25 protein-coding genes are annotated in these 20407 nt (G+C 63.3%); 14 read left to right on the forward strand and 11 right to left on the reverse strand.

Going from position 1 to position 20407, the window contains the following annotated elements:
* Nucleotides 1–74: 74 nt before the first annotated feature.
* The 3 genes from rho to hemE form a co-directional block, all read right to left on the reverse strand.
* Nucleotides 75–1340 carry a transcription termination factor Rho gene (gene rho, locus ACWGTO_RS15585; RefSeq protein WP_112560220.1) on the reverse strand — a complete coding sequence of 422 codons (1266 nt, stop codon included), beginning with the start codon at nucleotides 1338–1340 and terminating at the stop codon, nucleotides 75–77.
* Between the two features lie 220 nt (nucleotides 1341–1560).
* Nucleotides 1561–2091, reverse strand: a complete 531-nt coding sequence (hemJ, locus tag ACWGTO_RS15590) for a protoporphyrinogen oxidase HemJ (protein WP_454575711.1) — start codon at nucleotides 2089–2091, stop codon at nucleotides 1561–1563.
* The gene (gene hemE / locus ACWGTO_RS15595; RefSeq protein ID WP_454575712.1) at nucleotides 2088–3110 is read right to left on the reverse strand and encodes a uroporphyrinogen decarboxylase; all 1023 of its coding nucleotides are present in this window, start codon (nucleotides 3108–3110) and stop codon (nucleotides 2088–2090) included. Before hemE ends, hemJ begins: the two co-directional genes overlap by 4 nt.
* A 254-nt stretch (nucleotides 3111–3364) precedes the next feature.
* On the opposite strand from hemE, the gene ACWGTO_RS15600 reads away from it, so the two are divergent.
* The 5 genes from ACWGTO_RS15600 (at nucleotide 3365) to dnaQ (ending at nucleotide 7432) form a co-directional block, all read left to right on the forward strand.
* Nucleotides 3365–4336 carry a pyruvate, water dikinase regulatory protein gene (locus ACWGTO_RS15600; RefSeq protein ID WP_454575713.1) on the forward strand — a complete coding sequence of 324 codons (972 nt, stop codon included), beginning with the start codon at nucleotides 3365–3367 and terminating at the stop codon, nucleotides 4334–4336.
* 243 nt (nucleotides 4337–4579) lie between these two features.
* Nucleotides 4580–5179, forward strand: coding sequence for a Maf-like protein (locus ACWGTO_RS15605; protein ID WP_454575714.1), 600 nt, complete (start codon nucleotides 4580–4582; stop codon nucleotides 5177–5179).
* A complete protein-coding gene (locus ACWGTO_RS15610) occupies nucleotides 5172–5999 on the forward strand; it encodes a shikimate dehydrogenase (protein ID WP_454575715.1) in 828 nt (275 codons plus the stop codon). The genes ACWGTO_RS15605 and ACWGTO_RS15610 overlap by 8 nt, the downstream gene beginning before the upstream one ends.
* Before the next feature lie 13 nt (nucleotides 6000–6012).
* The gene (gene coaE / locus ACWGTO_RS15615; RefSeq protein WP_454575716.1) at nucleotides 6013–6597 is read left to right on the forward strand and encodes a dephospho-CoA kinase; all 585 of its coding nucleotides are present in this window, start codon (nucleotides 6013–6015) and stop codon (nucleotides 6595–6597) included.
* 112 nt (nucleotides 6598–6709) lie between these two features.
* Nucleotides 6710–7432, forward strand: coding sequence for a DNA polymerase III subunit epsilon (dnaQ, locus tag ACWGTO_RS15620; protein WP_454575717.1), 723 nt, complete (start codon nucleotides 6710–6712; stop codon nucleotides 7430–7432).
* A gap of 111 nt (nucleotides 7433–7543) precedes the next feature.
* Here the strand turns inward: dnaQ and secB are convergent, their stop codons facing one another.
* A complete protein-coding gene (gene secB, locus ACWGTO_RS15625) occupies nucleotides 7544–8038 on the reverse strand; it encodes a protein-export chaperone SecB (RefSeq protein ID WP_454575718.1) in 495 nt (164 codons plus the stop codon).
* A gap of 146 nt (nucleotides 8039–8184) precedes the next feature.
* Complete coding sequence (locus ACWGTO_RS15630) at nucleotides 8185–8685, reverse strand: FxsA family protein (RefSeq protein WP_454575719.1); 501 nt, start codon at nucleotides 8683–8685, stop codon at nucleotides 8185–8187.
* 198 nt (nucleotides 8686–8883) lie between these two features.
* Here ACWGTO_RS15630 and ACWGTO_RS15635 point away from each other — a divergent pair, with 198 nt between their 5' ends.
* The 4 genes from ACWGTO_RS15635 (at nucleotide 8884) to ACWGTO_RS15650 (ending at nucleotide 11667) form a co-directional block, all read left to right on the forward strand.
* Complete coding sequence (locus ACWGTO_RS15635; RefSeq protein ID WP_454575720.1) at nucleotides 8884–9588, forward strand: Tim44/TimA family putative adaptor protein; 705 nt, start codon at nucleotides 8884–8886, stop codon at nucleotides 9586–9588.
* Nucleotides 9589–9669: 81 nt separating this feature from the next.
* Entirely contained in the window at nucleotides 9670–10770 is a 1101-nt protein-coding gene (gene mltA / locus ACWGTO_RS15640; RefSeq protein WP_454575787.1) for a murein transglycosylase A, read from the forward strand.
* A complete protein-coding gene (locus tag ACWGTO_RS15645; protein ID WP_454575721.1) occupies nucleotides 10767–11285 on the forward strand; it encodes a Smr/MutS family protein in 519 nt (172 codons plus the stop codon). Before mltA ends, ACWGTO_RS15645 begins: the two co-directional genes overlap by 4 nt.
* Nucleotides 11286–11298: 13 nt before the next feature.
* The gene (locus ACWGTO_RS15650) at nucleotides 11299–11667 is read left to right on the forward strand and encodes a helix-turn-helix domain-containing protein (protein WP_454575722.1); all 369 of its coding nucleotides are present in this window, start codon (nucleotides 11299–11301) and stop codon (nucleotides 11665–11667) included.
* Nucleotides 11668–11732: 65 nt separating this feature from the next.
* On the opposite strand, the gene ACWGTO_RS15655 is transcribed toward ACWGTO_RS15650, so the two are convergent.
* The 4 genes from ACWGTO_RS15655 to ACWGTO_RS15670 form a co-directional block, all read right to left on the reverse strand.
* Nucleotides 11733–11957, reverse strand: coding sequence for a hypothetical protein (locus tag ACWGTO_RS15655; RefSeq protein WP_454575723.1), 225 nt, complete (start codon nucleotides 11955–11957; stop codon nucleotides 11733–11735).
* Nucleotides 11958–12292: 335 nt separating this feature from the next.
* Nucleotides 12293–12910: a transglutaminase-like cysteine peptidase gene (locus ACWGTO_RS15660; protein ID WP_454575724.1), complete on the reverse strand. Its 618-nt coding sequence runs from the start codon at nucleotides 12908–12910 to the stop codon at nucleotides 12293–12295.
* A 192-nt stretch (nucleotides 12911–13102) separates the two neighbouring features.
* Nucleotides 13103–14380, reverse strand: coding sequence for a polyhydroxyalkanoate depolymerase (locus tag ACWGTO_RS15665; RefSeq protein ID WP_454575725.1), 1278 nt, complete (start codon nucleotides 14378–14380; stop codon nucleotides 13103–13105).
* A 251-nt stretch (nucleotides 14381–14631) separates the two neighbouring features.
* Nucleotides 14632–14991, reverse strand: coding sequence for a septal ring lytic transglycosylase RlpA family protein (locus ACWGTO_RS15670; protein WP_454575726.1), 360 nt, complete (start codon nucleotides 14989–14991; stop codon nucleotides 14632–14634).
* 313 nt (nucleotides 14992–15304) lie between these two features.
* Here ACWGTO_RS15670 and ACWGTO_RS15675 point away from each other — a divergent pair, with 313 nt between their 5' ends.
* The 5 genes from ACWGTO_RS15675 (at nucleotide 15305) to ACWGTO_RS15695 (ending at nucleotide 19145) form a co-directional block, all read left to right on the forward strand.
* Nucleotides 15305–15490, forward strand: a complete 186-nt coding sequence (locus tag ACWGTO_RS15675; protein ID WP_454575727.1) for a hypothetical protein — start codon at nucleotides 15305–15307, stop codon at nucleotides 15488–15490.
* Between the two features lie 116 nt (nucleotides 15491–15606).
* The gene (locus ACWGTO_RS15680) at nucleotides 15607–16215 is read left to right on the forward strand and encodes a histidine phosphatase family protein (protein WP_454575728.1); all 609 of its coding nucleotides are present in this window, start codon (nucleotides 15607–15609) and stop codon (nucleotides 16213–16215) included.
* 437 nt (nucleotides 16216–16652) lie between these two features.
* Complete coding sequence (locus ACWGTO_RS15685) at nucleotides 16653–17129, forward strand: RrF2 family transcriptional regulator (protein WP_454575729.1); 477 nt, start codon at nucleotides 16653–16655, stop codon at nucleotides 17127–17129.
* Nucleotides 17130–17145: 16 nt separating this feature from the next.
* On the forward strand, nucleotides 17146–18498 hold the full coding sequence (locus tag ACWGTO_RS15690; RefSeq protein ID WP_454575730.1) for an FAD/NAD(P)-binding protein: 1353 nt from the start codon (nucleotides 17146–17148) through the stop codon (nucleotides 18496–18498).
* 293 nt (nucleotides 18499–18791) lie between these two features.
* Nucleotides 18792–19145 (forward strand): winged helix-turn-helix transcriptional regulator, encoded by a 354-nt coding sequence (locus tag ACWGTO_RS15695; protein ID WP_454575731.1) that lies wholly within the window; start codon nucleotides 18792–18794, stop codon nucleotides 19143–19145.
* A 7-nt stretch (nucleotides 19146–19152) separates the two neighbouring features.
* Here the strand turns inward: ACWGTO_RS15695 and ACWGTO_RS15700 are convergent, their stop codons facing one another.
* Nucleotides 19153–19803: a cysteine hydrolase gene (locus ACWGTO_RS15700; protein ID WP_454575732.1), complete on the reverse strand. Its 651-nt coding sequence runs from the start codon at nucleotides 19801–19803 to the stop codon at nucleotides 19153–19155.
* The gene (locus ACWGTO_RS15705; protein WP_454575733.1) at nucleotides 19800–20132 is read right to left on the reverse strand and encodes a hypothetical protein; all 333 of its coding nucleotides are present in this window, start codon (nucleotides 20130–20132) and stop codon (nucleotides 19800–19802) included. Before ACWGTO_RS15705 ends, ACWGTO_RS15700 begins: the two co-directional genes overlap by 4 nt.
* Nucleotides 20133–20407 lie beyond the last annotated feature (275 nt).

Raw genomic sequence — 20407 nt, forward strand, 5'->3', positions numbered from 1 at the left:
TCACCTCAAAGAAAACCCCATCCCGGCTTCCCGGAATGGGGTTTGATGGATGACCGGTCGGTCCGGCGGATTGCTTAGGTGTTCATCGAATCGAAGAAGTCCGCATTCGTCTTGGTCTGCTTCAGCTTGTCGATGAGGAACTCGATCGCGTCGGTGGTTCCCATCGGCGCCAGGATGCGGCGCAGCACGAAGATCTTCTGCAGATCCTGCTTGGAGACCAGCAGGTCTTCTTTGCGGGTGCCGGATTTCAAGATGTCCATGGCCGGATAGATGCGCTTGTCAGCCACCTTGCGGTCGAGCTGGATTTCGCAGTTGCCGGTACCCTTGAACTCTTCGAAGATGACTTCGTCCATCCGGCTGCCGGTGTCGATCAGCGCGGTGGCGATGATGGTCAGCGAGCCACCTTCCTCGATGTTGCGGGCGGCACCGAAGAAGCGCTTCGGCCGCTGCAGCGCATTGGCGTCGACACCGCCGGTCAGCACCTTGCCGGATGACGGCACCACGGTGTTGTAGGCGCGGCCGAGGCGGGTGATCGAATCGAGCAAGATGACGACGTCGCGACCATGCTCGACCAGGCGCTTGGCCTTCTCGATGACCATTTCGGCGACCTGGACGTGACGTACCGCCGGCTCGTCGAAAGTCGAGGAGATAACCTCGCCCTTCACCGAGCGCTGCATGTCGGTCACTTCCTCCGGCCGTTCGTCGATCAACAGTACGATCAGATAGCATTCCGGATGATTGGCCGTGATCGAATGCGCGATGTTCTGCATCAGCACGGTTTTACCGGTGCGTGGCTGCGCGTTGATCAGCGCGCGCTGTCCCTTGCCGATGGGCGCCACCAGGTCAATCACGCGCGGCGAGATGTCCTTCGAGGTCGGATTGTCGATCTCCATCTTCAGCCGCTTGGTCGGATAGAGCGGCGTCAGATTGTCGAAGTGGATCTTGTGACGGATCTTTTCGGGATCGTCGAAATTGATGGTGTTGACCTTGAGCAGCGCGAAATAGCGCTCGCCCTCTTTCGGGCTGCGGATCGGCCCTTCGACCGTATCGCCGGTCTTCAGCGAGAAGCGGCGGATCTGCGAAGGCGAGATATAGATATCGTCGGGACCTGGCAGGTAGTTGGCATTGGCGGAGCGCAGGAAGCCGAAACCGTCCTGCAGCACTTCGACCACACCGTCACCGATGATCTCGATTTCCTGGGCGGCCAGTTTCTTCAGGATGGCGAACATCAGCTCCTGCTTGCGCATGACGCTGGCGTTTTCCACCTCGAGCGATTCGGCATAGGCGATCAGCTCTGGCGGCTTCTTGTTCTTGAACTCTGCGAGTTTCATTTCTTGCATAGACGGACTCTGAGTAGGCTTTTTGAGGGAAATATCGGCTGGATGCGACAAATGCCGGGCGCGGCCGAAAAGCGAAATGGGCGGCGCATGACGGGAAGGAAGACCCGTCTTGTATCGTCGGTCGGTTGAAAGAGCAAGCCGCCTTTTGCGGAGGACCTTCCGGCCTCCGCATCGTGCTTTTTAGAAAACCAAATCTGGTTTCAGGTCGGTGCGCGAAGCCTCAGAACGGCTTGACGATGACCAGCACGACGATGACGATCATCAGCAATGTGGGGATCTCGTTGACGATCCGCCAGTGCCTTGCCGGTTTTTCGTTGCGATCCTCGGCAAATTTCCTCACCGCGCCAGCCAGATAGCCATGAACGGCCGACAGGCCAAGCACCGCCGCGATCTTGGCGTGCAACCAGCCGCCCTGGAAACCAAAGCCTTTCCAGGCGAGCCACAGGCCGAACACCCAGGTGATGACCATGGCCGGATTGATGATGCCACGCAGCAGCCGGCGCTCCATCACCTTGAAGGTTTCCGACTGCACCGAGCCCTTCTCGGCATCGGCGTGATAGACCAGCAGCCGCGGAAGATAGAGCATGCCCGCCATCCATGACATGACGGCGATGACATGGATCGCCTTGGCCCAGGGATAGAAATCCTCAGGCCCGAGCAGAAACAGCAGCCCGGCCAGCACCAGGAACACCGCAATCGCGATCGCCGCGCGGCGCATGGCGCCGCTTTGCTCTTTGCCCATCATGGTCATGACGCGCTCCGCACCTGCTTCACCATTGCTTCGACATGCGCCACCGGCGTCTCCGGCGTGATGCCGTGGCCAAGATTGAAAATCAGCGGCCCGTCACCCAGCGCCCTCAGGATCGCATCGACGCCATCGGACAGGGCTTTGCCGCCAGCCACCAGCCGCAAGGGATCGAGATTGCCCTGCACGGCGCCACCGGCCTGCAATACCTTCGCTGACGTCAGCGGCACGGTCCAATCGATCCCCAGCCCCGTAACACCGGTCTTCTCGCGATAGCTCTCGTAGCGGGCGCCGGCACCTTTGGGAAAACCGATGATCGGAACATCAGGATGGACGGCACGAACCTGCCGGACGATCTCCGCCACGGGCTGGACGCAGAACAGGTCGAACGATGCATCGTCGAGCACGCCGGACCAGGAATCGAAAATCTGCACCACATCGGCGCCGGCTTCGATCTGGCGAATCAGATAGGCCGCTGAATGATCAGCCAAGACTTTCAAGAGCTGTTGGAACGCGGCCGGCTCGCGATAGGCAAACAATCTGGCCGGCGCCTGATCCGGCGTGCCGTGGCCGGCGATCATGTAGGTTGCCACCGTCCACGGCGCGCCGCAAAAGCCGATCAGCGTCGTCTCCTCAGGCAGTTTTGCCCGCAGCCGGCGAACCGTCTCGTAGACCGGTTCGAGATTCACGTGAAACGTTTCGCTGCTTAGAGCTGAAATCTCCGTCGCCGTGATCGGCGTCAACAACGGCCCGCGACCCTCTTCGAAGCGCACGTCACGGCCCAGCGCATGCGGCACGACGAGGATATCCGAAAACAGGATCGAGGCATCGAAGCCGAAGCGCTCGATCGGCTGCAGCGTCACTTCGACGGCAAGGTCCGGATTGTAGCAAAGATCGAGGAAGGAACCGGCGCGCTTCCGGGTCTCGCGATATTCCGGCAGATAGCGCCCGGCCTGACGCATCATCCAGAGTGGCGGCGGAAACGCTGCCTTGCCCTTCAATACGTCCAGCATGATCCGTCGCATGGGGCGCTCGCCTCTCCCAGCCCTCTTTCTAAATCAAATATCTTATTTCTAAGAATCTTCTGATTCTAAGAGTCTGTTGGTTGTGGTGGTTGTCTCCTGTCCCGCTTTGCCCCGGAAAAGACCAGCCAGCATATTGTCGCGCACTTCCCATCCGGGATTGTAGGAGAGTGTGGACGACCGGGATTCACTGACTGGAGTCAAGGACTTGACGCCAGGATCGCAAAACGGGCTCTGTGGATGACGCGCTGGCAAAAATGCCCGTCCCCAGATTTGTCCCCAGCCCTCCGACGAAGCCGACAGCGCATCGAATTGTGGACAACCCGCCTTCTGATACAGTCGCCTCCGGCCGGTCGCCTTTCCGGTCCCTGTTTATCCACACAAGCCCACAGCCCCAGGTGCCCCCTGTGAACAAACCCCAGAGCTTCTTCCACCTGCACCTGATTTCCGACGCCACCGGCGAAACGCTGCTGGCGGCCGGCCGGGCGGCTTCGGCGCAATACAAGGATGCGCGCGCCATCGAGCACATCTACCCGCTCATCCGCACCGAAAAGCAGGTGGCGAAAGTGTTCGAGGACATCGAGGAGGAACCGGGCATCATCCTCTACACCGTGGTCGACCAGAAGTTGGCGCGCGGTATTGACGAGCGTTGCGCCGCCATGGGCCTGCCTTGCGTCTCAGTGCTGGAGCCGGTGCTGACCGTGTTCCAGTCGTACCTCGGCACGCCGGCCGGCCGCCGCGTCGGCGCCCAGCACGTGCTCGACGCCGACTATTTCCGCCGCATCGATGCGCTCAACTTTACCATGGAGCACGATGACGGCCAGCTGCCGGCCAATATGGACGATGCCGACATCGTGCTGATCGGCATTTCCAGGACATCGAAGACGCCGACCAGCATCTATCTCGCCAACCGCGGCATCAAGACCGCCAACATTCCGATCGTGCTCGGCGTACCGGTGCCCGAAAGCCTGGTCGCCGCCAGCAAGCCGCTGATCGTCGGCCTGATCGCCACCGCCGAGCGCATCTCGCATGTCCGCCAGAACCGTATCCTGGGCAACAGCAGCACCTATGAAGCGACGGATTATGTCGACCGCGCCATGATCACCGAAGAGCTCGCCTATGCTCGCCAGATCTGCACCCGCCACAACTGGCCGATGATCGACGTCAGCCGCCGCTCGATCGAGGAGACGGCAGCGGCGATCGTTGCCCTTAGGGGGAAGACGCGGTAGGGCAGACGAGATAAGTGAGCACTCCGTCGCGCACCCCTCATCCGACCTCGCTTCGCGAGGCCACCTTCTCCCACAAGGGGAGAAGGAAGAGCCCGGCGCCGTCGTCTCCGCAGATTGCATCCGTTGGCGATTTGCAGTGACGTCCGTACAGGACTTCCCTTCTCCCCCTGTGGGAGAAGGTGGCCGAGCGCAGCTCGGACGGATGAGGGGTGCGCGACGGAACACCAACCCTGGTGAGTCAGCATGCCCGAAAAAATCATCCTCGCCTCCGGCAGCCCATTCCGAAAAGCCATGCTGGTCAATGCCAGGCTCGACATCGAAGCCGTCCCGGCCGAGGTCGACGAGCGCGCGCTCGAGGCGCCGTTGCAGGACAGCGGCGTGTCGCCGGAAGATGTCGCCCTCATCCTCGCCGAGGCCAAGGCCACCGAGGTCAGCGATCGCAGGCCGGGGGCTCTGGTGCTCGGCTGCGACCAGACGCTGTCGCTCGGCGACGAGGTGTTCCACAAGCCGGCCGACATGGAAGGTGCCCGCCGCCATCTGTTGGCGCTGTCGGGCAAGACGCATCAGCTGAACAGCGCCGCCGTGCTGTGCCGTAACGGCAAGGTGCTGTGGCGCCATGTCGGCGTCGCCAGCCTCACCATGCGCAAGCTCGATCCTGCTTTCATTGGCCGTCATCTCGCCCGCGTCGGCGCCAGGGCGCTGGCCAGCGTCGGCGCGTACCAGATCGAAGGCGAGGGCATCCAGCTGTTCGAAAAGATCGAAGGCGATTATTTCACCATTGTCGGCCTGCCGCTGTTGCCGGTGCTGAAGGAATTGCGGGGGCTCGGAGCCATCGATGGTTGAGAAAAAAGCTTTTGTCACCGGCCATCCGATCGCGCATTCGCGCTCGCCGAAGATCCATGGCTATTGGCTGAAGAAATACGGCATCGAGGGCAGCTACCGCGCCATCGATGTCGCGCCGGCCGATTTTCCCGCATTTCTCAGATCGCTGCAGGCCAATGACTACCAGGGCGGCAACGTCACCATCCCGCACAAGGAGGTGGCCTTTGCGCGGGTCGAGCGCCGCGACGAAGCGGCGGAGATGATCGGCGCGGTCAACATGCTGTGGCTGGAAGACGGTCTGCTGTGGGGCGGCAATTCGGACTGGATCGGCTTTGCCGGCAATCTCGACGAGCATGCGCCGGGCTGGGACAAAAATGGCCCGGCCGTGGTGCTCGGCGCCGGCGGCGCTTCCCGCGCGGTCATCCAAGCGCTGAAGGTCCGTGGCGTGAGGGATATCCGCATCGTCAACCGTACCCTGGCGCGGGCGCGGGAACTGGCCGACCGCTTCGGCGCCGGCGTCTCGGCGCATGGCGCGGTGGGCGATTTGCTCGGCGATGCCGGCCTGCTCATCAACACCACGGCGCTCGGCATGCATGGCGACGCCACGCTGGCCGCCGATCCCGCCGGCCTGCCGGGGTACGCCATTGTCGCCGATATTGTCTATGTGCCGCTGGAAACGCCGCTGCTCGCCGCGGCGCGGGCACGCAATTTGAAGACGGTCGACGGTCTCGGCATGCTGCTGCATCAGGCCGTGCCCGGCTTCGAACGCTGGTTCGGCAAAAGGCCTGAGGTCACCGCCGAATTGCGGCAGATGATCGTCGCCGATATCGTCGCCAAATGATGGGCGCAAAACAATGATCGTGCTCGGCCTCACCGGATCGATCGGCATGGGCAAGTCGACGACGGCGAAGATGTTCAGCGACGCCGGCGTGCCGGTGCATGATTCCGACGAGACCGTGCATCGCCTCTATGCCGGCAAGGCGGCGCCTCTGGTCGAGGCGGCTTTTCCCGGCACGACTGTTTCAGGTGTGGTTGACCGCACAAAACTGGGCGCGCGGGTGCTGGGCGACGCGGGCGCGCTGAAAACATTGGAAACGATCATTCACCCGCTGGTGCGGGCCGATGCCGACGACTTCCTGGCCAAACACCGCGTTGCCGGTGCGCCGCTCGCCGTGCTCGACATCCCGCTGCTGTTCGAGACCGGCGGGCGCAACCGCGTCGACAAAGTTGTCGTCGTCACCGCGCCGGCCGGGATCCAGCGCGCCCGTGTGCTGGCGCGGCCCGGCATGAGCGAGGAAAAGCTGGCGGCGATCGTGGCCAAGCAGGTGCCCGACGCCGAAAAACGCCGCCAGGCAGATTTCGTCATCGACACCGCGCAGGGGATGGATGCAGCCCGCGCCGCAGTACGGGCGATTGTTGCCGAACTCTCAGGGCGCTGAACTCCGGGGGATAAGTACGACACCTCAGGCTCCTGACGGCAGGCTGTCGCCATTGCCCATTGCCATTTTGTTCCGGTGTATGATTCTGCACTCTCAGGAGTGAGCTGATTCTATGCGTGAGATTATTTTCGATACGGAAACAACCGGCCTCGATATGCGCGACGACCGCATCATCGAGCTCGGCGGCGTCGAGCTGGTCAACCGCTTCCCGACCGGCCGCACCTTCCACAAGTTCATCAATCCGCAAGGGCGCGCGGTCCACCACGAGGCGCAGGCCGTGCACGGCATCAGCGCCGCCGACCTGGTCGGCAAGCCGACCTTCGCCGAAATCGCCGAGGAATGGCTGTCCTTCACCGATGGCGCCAAGCTCGTCGCCCACAACGCCAATTTCGACATCGGCTTCCTCAACACCGAATTTGGCCGGCTCGGCCAGCCGGTCATCGACACGGGGCGTGTCGTCGATACGTTGGCTCTGGCTCGACGCAAGCACCCGATGGGTCCCAATTCGCTCGATGCGCTCTGCCGCCGCTACGGCATCGACAACGGCCACCGCACCAAGCACGGCGCGCTGCTCGATTCCGAACTGCTGGCCGAAGTCTATATCGAGCTCATCGGCGGCAAGCAGGCGGCGCTGATCCTCGAAACGGTGGCGGTGCAGGTCAATGCCAATGGTGACGTCGCCGACATCGACATCTCGATTACCACCAGGCCGATCACCCTGCCCTCGCGGCTGACCGAGGCCGAGCGCGCCGCCCATGCCGGGCTGGTTGCGACGCTGGGCGAAAAGGCGCTGTGGCTGAAGGTGGTGGCGGGCCAGGGAGCGAGGGCCAGCTGAAAGTCTCCTGACGGCGCAAGGGTTCGGCCAACATCAAAGGGGTGCCTCAACGCCTCCAACAAAAAGCCCGGCACGAAGCCGGGCTCTTCAAACGCTACCGTGATAGCCTTCTCAGCTCACCTTGACCTTCGACGCCGCCTGGTCTTCAGCCAGCTTCTGCTGGAACATCTGGGCGAAATCGATCGGATCGAGCATCAGCGGCGGGAAGCCGCCATTGCGGGTGGCTTCGGCGATGATCTGGCGGGCGAACGGGAACAAGAGCCGCGGGCATTCGATGAACAGGATCGGCAGCATGTGCTCCTGCGGGAAGCCGGAGATGGCAAAGACGCCACCATAGACCAGCTCGACATTGAACAGCACTTCCTGGTCGAAGGACGCCTTGGCGTTCAACGTCAAATTGACATCGAATTGCTTGTCGGACAGCGGATTGGCGTTGACATTGACGTTGATGGCGATGCCGGGGGCCTTGTCGCGGCCACGCAGCGAGTTCGGCGCGCCGGGGCTTTCGAAGGACAGGTCCTTCACATACTGGGCCAGTACGTTGAGCGACGGCTGCGCCGTTTCGCCGTTGGCGGCGCCCACCGGCGCGTCATCTTTGCTGGCCATGAGCCTTGATCCTTTTGCCTGGGCAGCAGAGCTGACCGAATTGAAATCGGGCGTTGGCTAGCATGGTCGGCATGACAAGACAAGGTTTGCCGCCTTCGCGGCGGAAGAGATCAAGACACAGTCTCAATCGTCCTCAAGGCGCGACGTCAGTCGTCCTTCAAACGCCGCCAGGGCGAATTGTGGTCGGGACCGCGCTTGAAATCGTCCTCGCGCGAATAGTCGCCGTCGTCGAGATCGATGACCTTGTCGCGCGACCTGCCCCGAAAACCGCCGGCGGTGAAATCGGTGGCGACGACGATACGGCCCTTGAGCCTGCGCCAGGCAAGGTCGCGCACCGGCGGCAGGAACAGAAGCAGGCCGATGATGTCGGTGATGAAGCCGGGGATGATCAAAAGGATCGCGGCAACCACGATCATGGCGCCGTGCGCGAGCTGGCGGCTGGGGTCGCCGCCGCCGGCCATCTCGGCGCGCACCCGCGCCATGACGCCGAAGCCCTGGTGCCGGAGCAGAAGCACGCCGGCAATGCTGGAAGCCAGCACCAGGCCGACCGTCGCCAGCGCCCCGACCTCGCGCCCGACAATGACGAAACCGGCGATTTCCAGCAGCGGCAGCGCAAGCAGGAACAGAGGGAAAAAGGAAATGCGCAAGTCTTGACCGATCGTTTCCATGTTTTGCCGGGCGGCGTACAATCGCCGCTGGCACTGAGGCCGTTAGATAGGTATGCCTGCCTTTGATTTGAATGATTGCGCCATGCGTTCTATATGCTTTGCATGTTGAACGCTATGCGACCGCGGCCCGGATTGGCCGGCGGTCCCGGCCGGGTCAGGGATTGATTGGCGAAAGATATGGGTTTCTTCGACTTCGGCACCATTTTCTTTCTGATTGCCGCGGTGGTGATCTTTTTCCAGCTGCGCAACGTGCTCGGCCGCCGCACGGGCAGCGAACGCCCGCCCTTCGATCCCTATACGGCCAGCCGCAGCGAGAAGGACGCGACCCAAAAACCCGAAAATGTGGTTTCGCTGCCGCGCAAGCGCCTGCCAGGCGAAACGGCTGCCGAAACCTATGCGGCGATCGACGCCTTCGCCAAGCCCGACACCGACCTGAACAAAGGCCTGCGCACGATCAAGGACAATGATCCGTCCTTCGACCCCAAGGGTTTCGTCGACGGCGCCAAGATGGCCTATGAGATGATCGTCATGTCCTATGCCGATGGCGACCGCAAAACGCTGAAGAACCTTTTGTCGCGTGAGGTTTTTGATGGTTTCGTCGCCGCTATAGGCGATCGCGAGGCGAAAGCCGAAAAGATCCAGTCCTCCTTCGTCGGCATCGACAAGGCCGACATCGTCTCGGCCGAGATGAAGGGCGGCGAGGCGCACATCACGCTGCGCATCGTCAGCGAGCTGATCTCGGCGACGCGCGACAAGGCGGGTGCCGTCATCGACGGCGATCCCGAGACGGTGGCCGAGGTCAAGGATGTCTGGACCTTTGCCCGCGACACACGCTCGCGCGATCCGAACTGGAAGCTGGTCGCCACCGAGGAAGAAGACTGAATCTTTGCATGTCGCCCAAAAGTGGGCAGTGGTTTTTGGGATATCGACATGCAGGCAAACATGGCCAGTGGCGGGGCCGCGGTGTCGCTATCGTCCCTTTTCGTCGAGACATCCTTTGACGAGCTTCCCGGCTGGGGCGCCGACGATCATCTGCCCGCATTCGAAGCCTTCCGCCGTTCGGCCTTCCATGTCCTGACCAAGCCCTATCGCACCGGTGCGCTTGGTGTCCGGTTCGACGCCTTCGCCGGCGCCTATGACGAGGCGCGCTCCGTTTCGCCGGCGAATCGGAACGACGCTCGCGCCTTCTTCGAGCGCCATTTCGTTCCGGTCCGGATTCAGTCTGAAAACCCCGGCCTGGTTACCGGCTTCTACGAGCCGGAGGTCGAGGCCTCGCCGGTGCGCACGGATGAATTCACGGTGCCGCTGCTGACGCGACCGGGCGATCTCGTCGACATCGATGATGCCAACCGTCCAGAAGGCATGGACGAGTATCTGGCCTTCGCCCATGAGACGCCGCACGGGCCGGTAGAGTATTTCGACCGCGGCCAGATCGAGCGCGGCGCGCTCACCGGGAAAGGCCTTGAAATCGCCTGGCTTGCGGAAAAGGTCGATGCCTTCTTCATCCATGTGCAAGGCGCCGCCAGGCTGAAGATGACCGACGGCCGGCTCTGCCGCGTCACCTATGCCGCCAAATCCGGCCAGCGTTTTACCGGTCCGGGCAAGATTCTCGCCGATCTCGGCGAGATCCCGTTGGAAAAAGTGACGATGCAATCGATCCGCGCCTGGTTCAGGGCACATCCCGACCGCATCGACGAGATCCTCTGGCAGAACCGCTCCTACATCTTCTTCCGCGAAGCAGCGGTCGACGACGCAGCGCTCGGTCCGATCGCCGCCGCCAAGGTGCCGCTCACACCGGGGCGTTCGCTTGCCGTCGACCGGCTGCTGCACACATTCGGCACGCCCTTCTACATCGATGCACCGACGCTGACCGCCTTCGAGCAAAAACCGTTCCGGCGGCTGATGATTGCGCAGGACACCGGCTCGGCCATCACCGGGCCGGCGCGCGGCGATCTGTTCGCTGGTTCCGGCGATGCTGCCGGCGAGATCGCCGGGGTCGTGCGCAATTCCGCCGATTTCTATGCACTGCTGCCGCGTGGCCTCGTTTCGGGGACGGCTAGATGAGCCGGCGCCCCGATAAGCTCAGTGAAGACGACCGCGTGTTGTGGAACCTGGTGGCGCGCACGGCGCGGCCATTGAAGGGCAGGATGGCGGTCGACATCCCCGACATGGTCGTCGACCCCGAGCCGGCACGGACGCCGGTCGCTGTCGGCCCGGTCGCTGCCTCCAAACCGAAGGCGCAACAGGTTTCGCATGCACTGGACGAGCCGACGCTGGACAAGCTGAAGAAGGGCCGGCTGCCGATCGAAGGCCGCGTCGACCTGCATGGCATGACCCAGGACGAGGCTTATTCGTTGCTGTTCTCGTTCCTGCACCGGGCGCATGCCGGCGGCATCCGCTATGTCCTGATCATTACCGGAAAGGGCTCGTCGTCGGGCGGCGACGGCGTCTTGCGGCGCGCCGTGCCGGCCTGGCTGTCGACCCCGGCCTTCCGGCCACTGGTCTCCAGCCACGACCACGCCGCCCGCAACCATGGCGGTTCGGGCGCGCTCTATGTCCGGCTCAGGCGGCTCCGCTGATGGGGTCGGTCCGATGACGCCATTCGGCGAAAAACTGCGGGCCCTTCGCGCCGAGCGCGGCGTCCGCCAGAAAGACATGGCGCAGGCGATCGGCGTCAGCGCCGCCTATCTGTCGGCACTGGAACACGGTCGCCGCGGCGCGCCGACCTGGACGCTGATCCAGAAGATCATCGGCTATTTCAACATCATCTGGGACGATGCCGAAGAGCTGGCGCGGCTGGCCGAGGCCTCGCACCCGCGCGTAAAGCTCGACACGTCGGGGCTCAGCCCCGCCGCCACCGAACTTGCCAATCTGCTGGCCGAAAACATCGAGAAGCTGGACGAAGCCGAGCTTCGCCGCATCACCGCGTCGATCCTGGCCGCACTTGGACGCACTGGATAGGATGGCATGAGGCGCTTGCCGGCGTCCGCCTCAACTGCAGAGGCGATCGCCGGCGAGGCATTGCATCACTTCTTGCCGGCAGTGCTACCCCGGCCGCCATTGTCGTGATGGTCGCGGCCATGGCCCTCGTGGCCAAGGCAATCCGCAGTGCCGGCGCTGCAGCAACGGCCAGCCCACCAGTCGTTGGCCTTGGTGTCGGAGCAGGTGATGGTCTGATCGGCCAAGGCCGACCCGGCCAGGGACGACACCGTGACGGCGGCAAGGAAAGCAGTACGCAGGAAAGAAGTCATTGGAAGTCTCCGTGATTGGGTTCTGGTTACGGCAATGTGTCGCCGGCACAGACGGTTTGGTTCACGGAGACTGAAAAGAATTTTGGGGAGGCGGTCCGGAGGGCCTGCCTTTCGTCATCCACGGCGGAGCGGAAGCGCAGACCGGAGAATCCATGCCGCGGACGACGAGCGCCGCAACGGTGCAAAATCCGGCAATGCGGGGGATCAAGATGACGACGCTTGCTCCTGCACCGCTACGTCTATCCCAACGTCACGGCAATGGATCCCAGGGTCTCCGCGACGGAGCTCTGCTCCTGCTCCGCCCTGGGATGACGAGGCCACCTTAGCCCAGTTCGCTACTGGACGGCGCCCACCAGCACCTGCTGGCCACCGCGGATCGAGACCCAGCGGCCGGTGTTGTCGATCGCCTGCCGCTTGAGGAAGCGGTAGCCGGTGGCGTCCCAGATCTTCACCCTGTCGGTCAGGTTGTCGAGGACGTAGTCGCCCTTGTCGGTGCGCACCGTCAGCACGGCATGGCCTTCGCCGTCCGGCTTGCGCACGACGGTGATCAGGAGATCGGCCAGCGACACGCCCGAGCGGAAGAGCTGGCGGCGCTTTTCCAGTACATAGTCCTCGCAGTCGCCGACGCCCTTGTCGGGATAGGCCCAGACTTCGTCCTTGCCGTAAATGTCGTAGTCGCTCATCGGCTTGACGGCGGCATTGACCCTTGATGTCACGTTGATCAGCTTGCGCATGAACGCGTCGGTCATCGCGGCGGGGTTGAGATTGCTTGGCCGGATCGAGCATTCGCCTGGATGCGACTTGCAAAAATCATAGTGGCCGATCGGCTGCGACGTCATGCCGCCGGTCGCCATGGCGCCGCCCGCCGATGCCGGCGCCGCCCAGCATCCCAAAACCGCAAGCCCTGTTGCCGCACACAAGCGCAGCGTCCGTGCCATCGCTGAGGAAGTCATTGTCCCCGTTCACCCTTGTTGTTAACGAAAGGTTAAAGGGGATTTACAGTCCGTGTCAATTATGCGGGGAGCTAGATTCTCCGGCATGGTTACCCGCGCCCGCCCGACAGCGTCTATTGTGCAACAGAACGCCTCTGGCGTGCGAAATCGCCCCGCTTCTGCAGGCAACGCACGCCACAGCCGTATCGAGCCTCAACCCTTGGCGGAGCGGACCAGCCTCGGTTTCACAGCAACGCGGTTCTGGCGGCCGTAGCTGGTGATGAAATCGACAATGCGCGGCACGATTTCCGAGCGGAACCGCGAGCCGTTGAAGACGCCGTAATGGCCGACGGCCGGCTGCATGTAATGGGCATGCCGGTCGGCCGGAATGTTGGGGCAGAGGTCATGCGCGGCCTGGGTCTGGCCGAGCCCGGAAATGTCGTCGTTCTCGCCCTCGACCGTGAACAGCGCAACGTTGCGGATCGCCTTGGTGTCGACGATTTCGCCGCGATGCATCATCTCGCCCTTGGGCAGCGCATGGCGCACGAACACCGTGTCGACGGTCTGCAGGTAGAACTCCGCCGTCAGGTCCATCACCGCCAGATATTCGTCGTAGAAATCGCGGTGCTTCTCGGCATTGTCGCCGTCATGCTTGACCAGGTGCATGAAGAAGTCCTTGTGGGCGATGATGTGGCGGTCGAGGTTCATGCTCATGAAGCCCGACAGCTGCAGGAAGCCCGGATAGACCTCGCGGCCGAAGCCCGGCACCGGCCAGGGCGCGTTCATGATGACGTTGTCGCGGAACCAGTCTATGCCCTTTTCCTTGGCCAGAAGGTTGACCGCGGTCGGGTTGCGGCGGGTGTCGATCGGCCCGCCCATCAGCGTCATCGTCGAGGGCACGAAGGGATCGCCGCGCTTTTCCATCAGCGCCACCGCCGCCAGCACCGGCACCGAAGGTTGGCACACCGCCATCACATGGGTGTCCGGCCCCAGCGCATGCAGCATGTCGATGATGTAGTCGATGTAGTCGTCAAGGTCGAAATGGCCGTCGGTCAGCGGCACCATGCGGGCATCGACCCAGTCGGTGATATGCACGTCGGCATAGGGCAGCATCGCCTCGACGGTGCCGCGCAGCAGCGTCGCATAATGGCCCGACATCGGCGCCACGATCAGAAGCTTTGGGTCGGCCTTGCGCCCGGCAGGCACGGACCGTTCGAAGCGGGTGAGGTTGCAGAAGGGCCGCGACCACACCGTCTTTTCGTTGACCTCGACGCTCTTCCAGTCGACCACGGTCTTGGTCAGGTCGAAATGCGGCTTGCTGTAGCGGCGCGTCGTGCGCTCGAACAATTCAGCGGTCGCAGCCACCGAGCGGCCCCATGGCGTGTGCGAAAACGGATTGAGCGGGTTGGTGTAGAACAACCGCACCGCATCGGCGTAGAGCCGCGCGGGCTGCAGGGCGGCATGGTTCATTTCGTAGAGCTGGTAGAACATCAGGTACTCCGCAGCTGCCGTGACCGAAGGGACGACGAGCAGCGCCGATCCTTGAATGTCTCGCGCCGAGGTTAACAAGATATTGCTGCGACGCAATACGTCACGTGGCGTGACATATGCAATTCTTTGGTCCAAGGCCTTGAGAATCCGCTTCGAACGGGGCCAGCCGGCTCACTGTGCAGCTGCGAAAGCGCGGCCGTGGATATAGGGAGCAGGATGCGTCCGGCCCGAATGGGCCGGACTTGGACAGATCAGACGCGCGCCACGCAGACGGAGGTATGGCCGGAGCCGATGAAGCCGAGCTGGCCGGCGGCGCCCTTCGACAGGTCGAGCATGCGACCCTTGATGAACGGGCCGCGGTCGTTGATGCGCACGACGACGCTGCGGCCATTGTTCTGGTTGGTCACCTTCAGCCTGGTGCCGAAGGGCAGGCTGCGATGCGCGGCGGTCATTGCCGACGGGTTCATGCGCTCGCCATTGGCGGTCCGGGAGTGCAGCGCGTACCAGGAAGCACGGCCGCATTGGCCGGCGGCGGAGGAGGCGGATGCGCCGACCATCAGGCCAGCCGCGATCGTTACCGCGACAAGCGCGGTCTGGTTTATTGTCTTCATATTGGGGGATTGGCTCCGTTCTTTGACAGACCCCAGCCGTTAAGTGTCGAATAAGGCAGGAAATGCGGCAGGGATCTGGCGGTTCCGTGGCACTGGCACACGTTTGGAGTCGCTGGGAAACAGTCTGTTAGGGATATTACGCACCCAACTGCCGGTATCGCTCGTGACATTTCGAACCTCACTGCAGATGCCTTGAGCAAGACAAGACGTTATAGTGCAAGTAAAGGCACACGCGATTGGACACCGTCCTTTCGCTCTTTCATCACGGCCGTTGCGCAGCGGACAATCGACTTGGGGGGAAGGAATTCGGGCGATGAGACTGTTCAGGTATTTGCTCGCACTGATCGTCCTGGCCATGGGCCTGCTGTGGTCGCTGCAAGGCATTGGCTGGGTCGGCGGCAGCTTCATGACAGGCCAGTCGCAATGGCTCTATATTGGCATCGTCACCATGCTGGTTGGCCTGGTCGGGATGGTGTGGGCGAGCCGGTCGCGCAGTTGACCGGCGGAGCGCGACAGCTCCAGCTCGGTGAACCATGATCCGTTACATGCGATCGTGTTAGCCGGCGCCGACGCAAATCCGTCGGCCTCGGTCGGTCGGAAAGAGGCAGTCTTATCATGCTGGTACGCCTGACCATGATCTGCAGCGGCGCAACGCCCGCCACGCGCAAGGGGTCGTTTCCCCTCGACGAGGCGCTGGACCCGCGATCCCTGGCGTTGGCGGCAACGATGACCCTGCGCCGCGCTGACCGGGTCTGGACGAGCCCGGCGCGGCGCGCCCGCCAGACCGCCGAGGCCATGGCGCTCAAACCCTCCGTCGAGCCGCTGCTGGCCGAGCAGGATTTTGGCCGCTGGGTGAGCAAGAGTTTCGCGGAGGTGCAGGCGCTTGATCCCAATGGCGTCGCCGCGTGGCTCAGCGATGCCGAGGCCGCCCCGCATGGCGGCGAGTCGCTGGCCGATGTGGCGCGCCGCGCCTCCCGACTCGTCGACGGACTGATCCAGACCAGCGGCCACACCGTCGCGGTCACACACGCCAGCGTCATCCGCGCGGCCATCGTCCTCGTTCTCGGCGCACCGCTTTCGGCTTGCCGCAGGATCGATGTCGAGCCGTTGAGCCTCACCGATTTCCGCAGCGACGGCCACCGCTGGATGCTGCGTTCGACCGGCGTGCCGGTGGCCAAGCCTGCCAAGGCCGACCGGTTGCAACGCGACGGCGCCCAATCCTGAGCGGAGGGTTGGGCATTCGTCCCCGCCTTACCGATCTTGGATGCCGACAGCGAACGAGATTGCGCGCAGTGCCATGGCCGAGCAAATCCATGCTGCAAACAGCCGCTGATTTGAAAACACGTTCCGCCGGTTCGCGGGTAAGTATAGTAATCTTATCGACATTAAGGATGGAGGAGACGATGTGCGGCCACTCTGCGTCCATGGATCGCTGGCGGCATCCGCCTGCCTTTGCGGCCCAGCCTGTGACCTTAACGGCACAAAGCCCTGCTAAAGTAGCCTCTCCGGCGTGAAAACACAGCAAAATCAAGGTCCCTCGGCTTGTACATCATGTCACTAGAATTTATGTGTCAAAGCAGCTTGCACGCGGCGGGGAGGCACGTCAGGCGTTTCGCAACCGATGGTTCTGAACCATCGCCTGACAGGGAAACGTTCGCTCTATGCTCACTAAAAAAGGCAAGTACGGCCTCAAGGCGCTGGTCCATCTGGCGCAATTGCCGGTCGGGCAGCTCGCCTTCGTCGGCGATATCGCCAGCGGCAACAACATCCCGAAGAAGTTTCTCGACGCCATTCTGGGCGAATTGCGCAATGCCGGATTCGTTCAGAGCCGCAAGGGCAAGGAAGGCGGCTATCGCCTGGCGCGCCCGGCCGCCGAGATCAAGGTCGGCCATGTCGTACGTGTGCTCGACGGGCCGCTCGCGCCCATCCCATGCGCAAGCCGCACCCAGTATCAGCGCTGTGAAGACTGCAATGAGGCGACATGCCAAGTCCGACATCTGATGCTCGAGGTCCGGCAGGCAATCGCCGAGGTGCTCGACCAGCGCTCGCTTGCGGAAATGCGCGACATCGCCCTCGACGACCTTACGGTCGCGAAGGACATCGACGATTTGGCGCCGGCGCAAAAGGTCCTCGCCTGATCCTCAGCGTGCTCGCATGAGTGTCGCGCGCACCAACTCCATCATTATCGTCGGCGGTGGCGCCAGCGGCGTCGTGCTTGCCGCGCATCTGTTGAAGTCAGCAAATCCGGATCTGCGCGTCACGCTGATCGAAAAGCGCCCGCATTTCGGTCAGGGCATCGCCTATTCGACGCTGCTGTCGGCGCATGTGCTGAATGTCAGCGCCGCCGGGATGAGCGCCTATGCCGACGATCCCGGCAATTTCTGGCGCTGGCTGCAGGCCCGCGGCCTGGTGAGCCAGGAGCAGACGCCGCAGACACCCTTCTATGCGCCGCGCAGTGTCTATGCACGCTATCTCAAGGAACTGCTGGACGAGCTCGAAGCGCGGGAAAAGGAAACCGGCCGTCTCAGGCTGATCCGCGAGGAAAGCTTGTCGATCTGGCCGACCTCTTCCGGCGTCGAGGTGACGCTGGCCAACGGCACCAGCGTGGTTGCGCATCTGGCGGTGCTCGCCACCGGCCATGATGAGCAGCCCGGCGCAGGCCAGGGACACGCCATCCGCATGGGAACCGAGGCCGACACCGCGCTCGACCCTGAAGCCCGCGTGCTGGTGCTGGGCACTGGGCTGAGCATGGTCGATGCGTTCCTGTCGCTCGAGCAGCGCGGCCACAAAGGCGAGATCGTCGCCGTATCGCGGCGCGGCCTGCTGCCGTCGCCGCACCGCAAGGGCAATCCGATCAAGCTCGATGTCGCCGACATTCCGCTCGGCACCCAATTGTCCTATTTCGTCGGCTGGTTCCGCGACCTGATCCGCGAAAACCAGAAAGCCGGCATCGACTGGCGCGACGTCGTCGATGGTCTCAGACCCTTCAACCAGAAGATCTGGCAGAACTGGCCGTCCTCGGCCAAGCGTCGTTTCGTCGAACACACCAAAGCCTGGTGGGACATCCACCGCCATCGCCTGGCGCCGGAGGTGCATGCCCGCGTCACCGAGGCGGTGCGCACTGGCCGCATCCGGCCCGTCGCCGGCCGTGTCGTCGGCATCGAGGCGGGCGATGGCTTCGCCGTCGACATCCAGTCCCGCCACACCCAGGCGCTGGAAACGCTGGAGGTCGCCCGCATCTACGATTGCATCGGCATCGCCAGGGACATCTCGACCACCTCGAACAGCGTCGTGCGCTCGCTGGTCGACCGCGGCCTGGCGCGGCCGGACCCGCTGCGGCTCGGTCTCGATGTCTCGGCCAAATGCGAGATCATCGCCGGCGACGGGACCGCTTCAGCCAAGATCCTCGCCGTCGGTCCGCTGACCCGCGGCACCTTCTTCGAGATCGACGCGATCCCGGATATTCGCGTCCAATGCGCGCGGCTGAGCAAGCAATTGCTGGGCTAGAATCGCGCATCCGATTTCAGGCTGGCCATGCGCCACCCGGCGGCAGGCAAAAGAATGGCCGGTGCGGGGGATGCTTGGGTTGGAAGCGCACCGCACCGGCCATTGCGGGATTAAGCTTGGATTTGGGATCGTCGCCCCGCACTGGCCACGTTACACACATATTAGCCATAGCTCAATTAAGACTGAAGTCCCTGCCGTAGGCGAAAGCCTGGACACCATTCCACCCCCAACCCCGCCAGATGGCCGGGCAAATTCCGCTTCCGTCTCGGCGGCGGCTTGCCTAAAATCGGCGCATGACCCAACGCGGAAGACTCTATGGCTGCCCGGTCGAGTTCGCGCTCGACGCGCTTGGCGGCAAGTGGAAGACGGTGATCATCGCGCGCATCAAGCAAGGGCCGCTGCGCTATTCCGAACTGCGCCGCCTGATCCCCTCGCTGTCCGACAAGATGCTGACGCAGCGCCTGGCCGATCTTGTCGAGATCGGCTTCGTCGTGCTCGAGACATCGCCCGACGGCAAGGCGCGCTATGCCCTGACCAAGCGCGGCTATGATCTCGCCGGCGCCCTCCAGGCCCTCTACGACTGGGGCAGCGTGCATGGCCGCGCCGAAGGCGTACGCTTCCGCGCCGACATCGACGCGGCCGCCTGACATCGACCTATCTCCCGCCGGCTTTGAGCGCACCGCAAAAGCCGGCGACGTCGGTGATGACGGCCTCGCCAAGGAAGCGAAGCGTCGCCATCGAGCGATCGCGGGCTTCGCTGTTGCCGAAACCGCAGGCATCCTCGATCACTATCGCCGCGAAGCCATTGTCGGTCGCCTGGCGCACGGTCGGCTCGATGCCGATCTCCATGGCGATGCCGGCAATGGCGAAGGCACGCACGCCGCAATCGCCGAGTGCAAAGCCGAGCGCGGTGGAATCGAAGGCCGACATGGCCAGCTTGTCGAACACCGCCTCGTCGGCGCGGGGCGCAAGTTCAGGAACAATCTGCGTCGCCTCGGCGTCGCGCAGAAACCACGGCTCGACGGCGTCGGGATTATCACGTCGCTGCCAGGCCATGGCGGCGCGCAGCTGGGTGGCGCCCATCCATTTCAGCGGCAGCGACAGATGACGGGTGAACGCGACCCGCATGCCGGCCGAACGCGCCGCCTCGAGCACGATGCCGGTGCGCTCGACGATATCAGCCGCGCCGGCCACCTGGCGGCAGATGCCGACCTGCATGTCGTAGACCACCAGCGCCATGCGCCTGGGGTCGCACCATTCCGCCAGGCTGGTGGGGATTTCGATGCCTTCGCGCGACCGGATCATGCTGCCGTCCGGTCCCACGGGGTGGCGATGTCGACGGTCGGATCGAACAGATATTCGAGCGGCAGGGGTGCGGAATCGAAGGCCAGGAAACCCCATTCCAGCAGCCCGGCCTTGGACAGCGGAAAATCGTCGGTGTAGCGCCGGGCTTCCTCGACGCTGTCGAGCTCGAAGACGATGATGACGCCGCCGACATCGGCGCGCGCATAATTCTCCCGCACGATGCCGGCCTTCCACAGCCGCCAGACATTCGACACCTCGTCGCGCAGATAGGGTTTCAGATCGTCAAGCGTGACGCCGGGCTTGAAGTTGTCATAGGCGATGATCTTCATCGAGCTTTCCCTTGCGTTTGCCCCGCAGGCCAATCGGCTAGCATGCCGGAATCGGCAGCGGCAACGAACAAGATGGTGCGTTGAAAGGCCCCCACGTCTGTTCGACCTGACGCGACCTTTGTGCGACAGATGGAGGTTAGCGCTTCACGCGCGGCGACCCCTCTGCCGCCTTCGGCGACATCTCCACCTCGAGGGGGAGATTGGCGCTCGTGGAATTTCATTCCGCATCTGGCCGGTCGATTGGCACGATCTATCTTCTTTCCGTCTGTAAAGGG

This window comes from Mesorhizobium sp. PL10 (assembly GCF_053714315.1).

Excerpts from the sequence above, each read along its gene's own strand:
- ACWGTO_RS15650 (WP_454575722.1), top strand. The coding sequence starts at position 11,299 with ATGACGCCATTCGGCGAAAAACTGCGGGCCCTTCGCGCCGAGCGCGGC.
- coaE (WP_454575716.1), top strand. The coding sequence starts at position 6,013 with ATGATCGTGCTCGGCCTCACCGGATCGATCGGCATGGGCAAGTCGACG.
- ACWGTO_RS15645 (WP_454575721.1), top strand. The coding sequence starts at position 10,767 with ATGAGCCGGCGCCCCGATAAGCTCAGTGAAGACGACCGCGTGTTGTGG.
- ACWGTO_RS15685 (WP_454575729.1), top strand. The coding sequence starts at position 16,653 with ATGCTCACTAAAAAAGGCAAGTACGGCCTCAAGGCGCTGGTCCATCTG.
- hemE (WP_454575712.1), bottom strand. The coding sequence starts at position 3,110 with ATGCGACGGATCATGCTGGACGTATTGAAGGGCAAGGCAGCGTTTCCG.
- secB (WP_454575718.1), bottom strand. The coding sequence starts at position 8,038 with ATGGCCAGCAAAGATGACGCGCCGGTGGGCGCCGCCAACGGCGAAACG.
- ACWGTO_RS15670 (WP_454575726.1), bottom strand. The coding sequence starts at position 14,991 with ATGAAGACAATAAACCAGACCGCGCTTGTCGCGGTAACGATCGCGGCT.
- ACWGTO_RS15705 (WP_454575733.1), bottom strand. The coding sequence starts at position 20,132 with ATGAAGATCATCGCCTATGACAACTTCAAGCCCGGCGTCACGCTTGAC.
- ACWGTO_RS15690 (WP_454575730.1), top strand. The coding sequence starts at position 17,146 with ATGAGTGTCGCGCGCACCAACTCCATCATTATCGTCGGCGGTGGCGCC.
- rho (WP_112560220.1), bottom strand. The coding sequence starts at position 1,340 with ATGCAAGAAATGAAACTCGCAGAGTTCAAGAACAAGAAGCCGCCAGAG.
- ACWGTO_RS15660 (WP_454575724.1), bottom strand. The coding sequence starts at position 12,910 with ATGACTTCCTCAGCGATGGCACGGACGCTGCGCTTGTGTGCGGCAACA.
- ACWGTO_RS15700 (WP_454575732.1), bottom strand. The coding sequence starts at position 19,803 with ATGATCCGGTCGCGCGAAGGCATCGAAATCCCCACCAGCCTGGCGGAA.
- ACWGTO_RS15665 (WP_454575725.1), bottom strand. The coding sequence starts at position 14,380 with ATGTTCTACCAGCTCTACGAAATGAACCATGCCGCCCTGCAGCCCGCG.
- ACWGTO_RS15655 (WP_454575723.1), bottom strand. The coding sequence starts at position 11,957 with ATGACTTCTTTCCTGCGTACTGCTTTCCTTGCCGCCGTCACGGTGTCG.
- ACWGTO_RS15675 (WP_454575727.1), top strand. The coding sequence starts at position 15,305 with ATGAGACTGTTCAGGTATTTGCTCGCACTGATCGTCCTGGCCATGGGC.
- hemJ (WP_454575711.1), bottom strand. The coding sequence starts at position 2,091 with ATGACCATGATGGGCAAAGAGCAAAGCGGCGCCATGCGCCGCGCGGCG.
- ACWGTO_RS15680 (WP_454575728.1), top strand. The coding sequence starts at position 15,607 with ATGCTGGTACGCCTGACCATGATCTGCAGCGGCGCAACGCCCGCCACG.
- dnaQ (WP_454575717.1), top strand. The coding sequence starts at position 6,710 with ATGCGTGAGATTATTTTCGATACGGAAACAACCGGCCTCGATATGCGC.
- ACWGTO_RS15695 (WP_454575731.1), top strand. The coding sequence starts at position 18,792 with ATGACCCAACGCGGAAGACTCTATGGCTGCCCGGTCGAGTTCGCGCTC.
- ACWGTO_RS15605 (WP_454575714.1), top strand. The coding sequence starts at position 4,580 with ATGCCCGAAAAAATCATCCTCGCCTCCGGCAGCCCATTCCGAAAAGCC.
- ACWGTO_RS15600 (WP_454575713.1), top strand. The coding sequence starts at position 3,365 with ATGCCCGTCCCCAGATTTGTCCCCAGCCCTCCGACGAAGCCGACAGCG.
- ACWGTO_RS15610 (WP_454575715.1), top strand. The coding sequence starts at position 5,172 with ATGGTTGAGAAAAAAGCTTTTGTCACCGGCCATCCGATCGCGCATTCG.
- ACWGTO_RS15635 (WP_454575720.1), top strand. The coding sequence starts at position 8,884 with ATGGGTTTCTTCGACTTCGGCACCATTTTCTTTCTGATTGCCGCGGTG.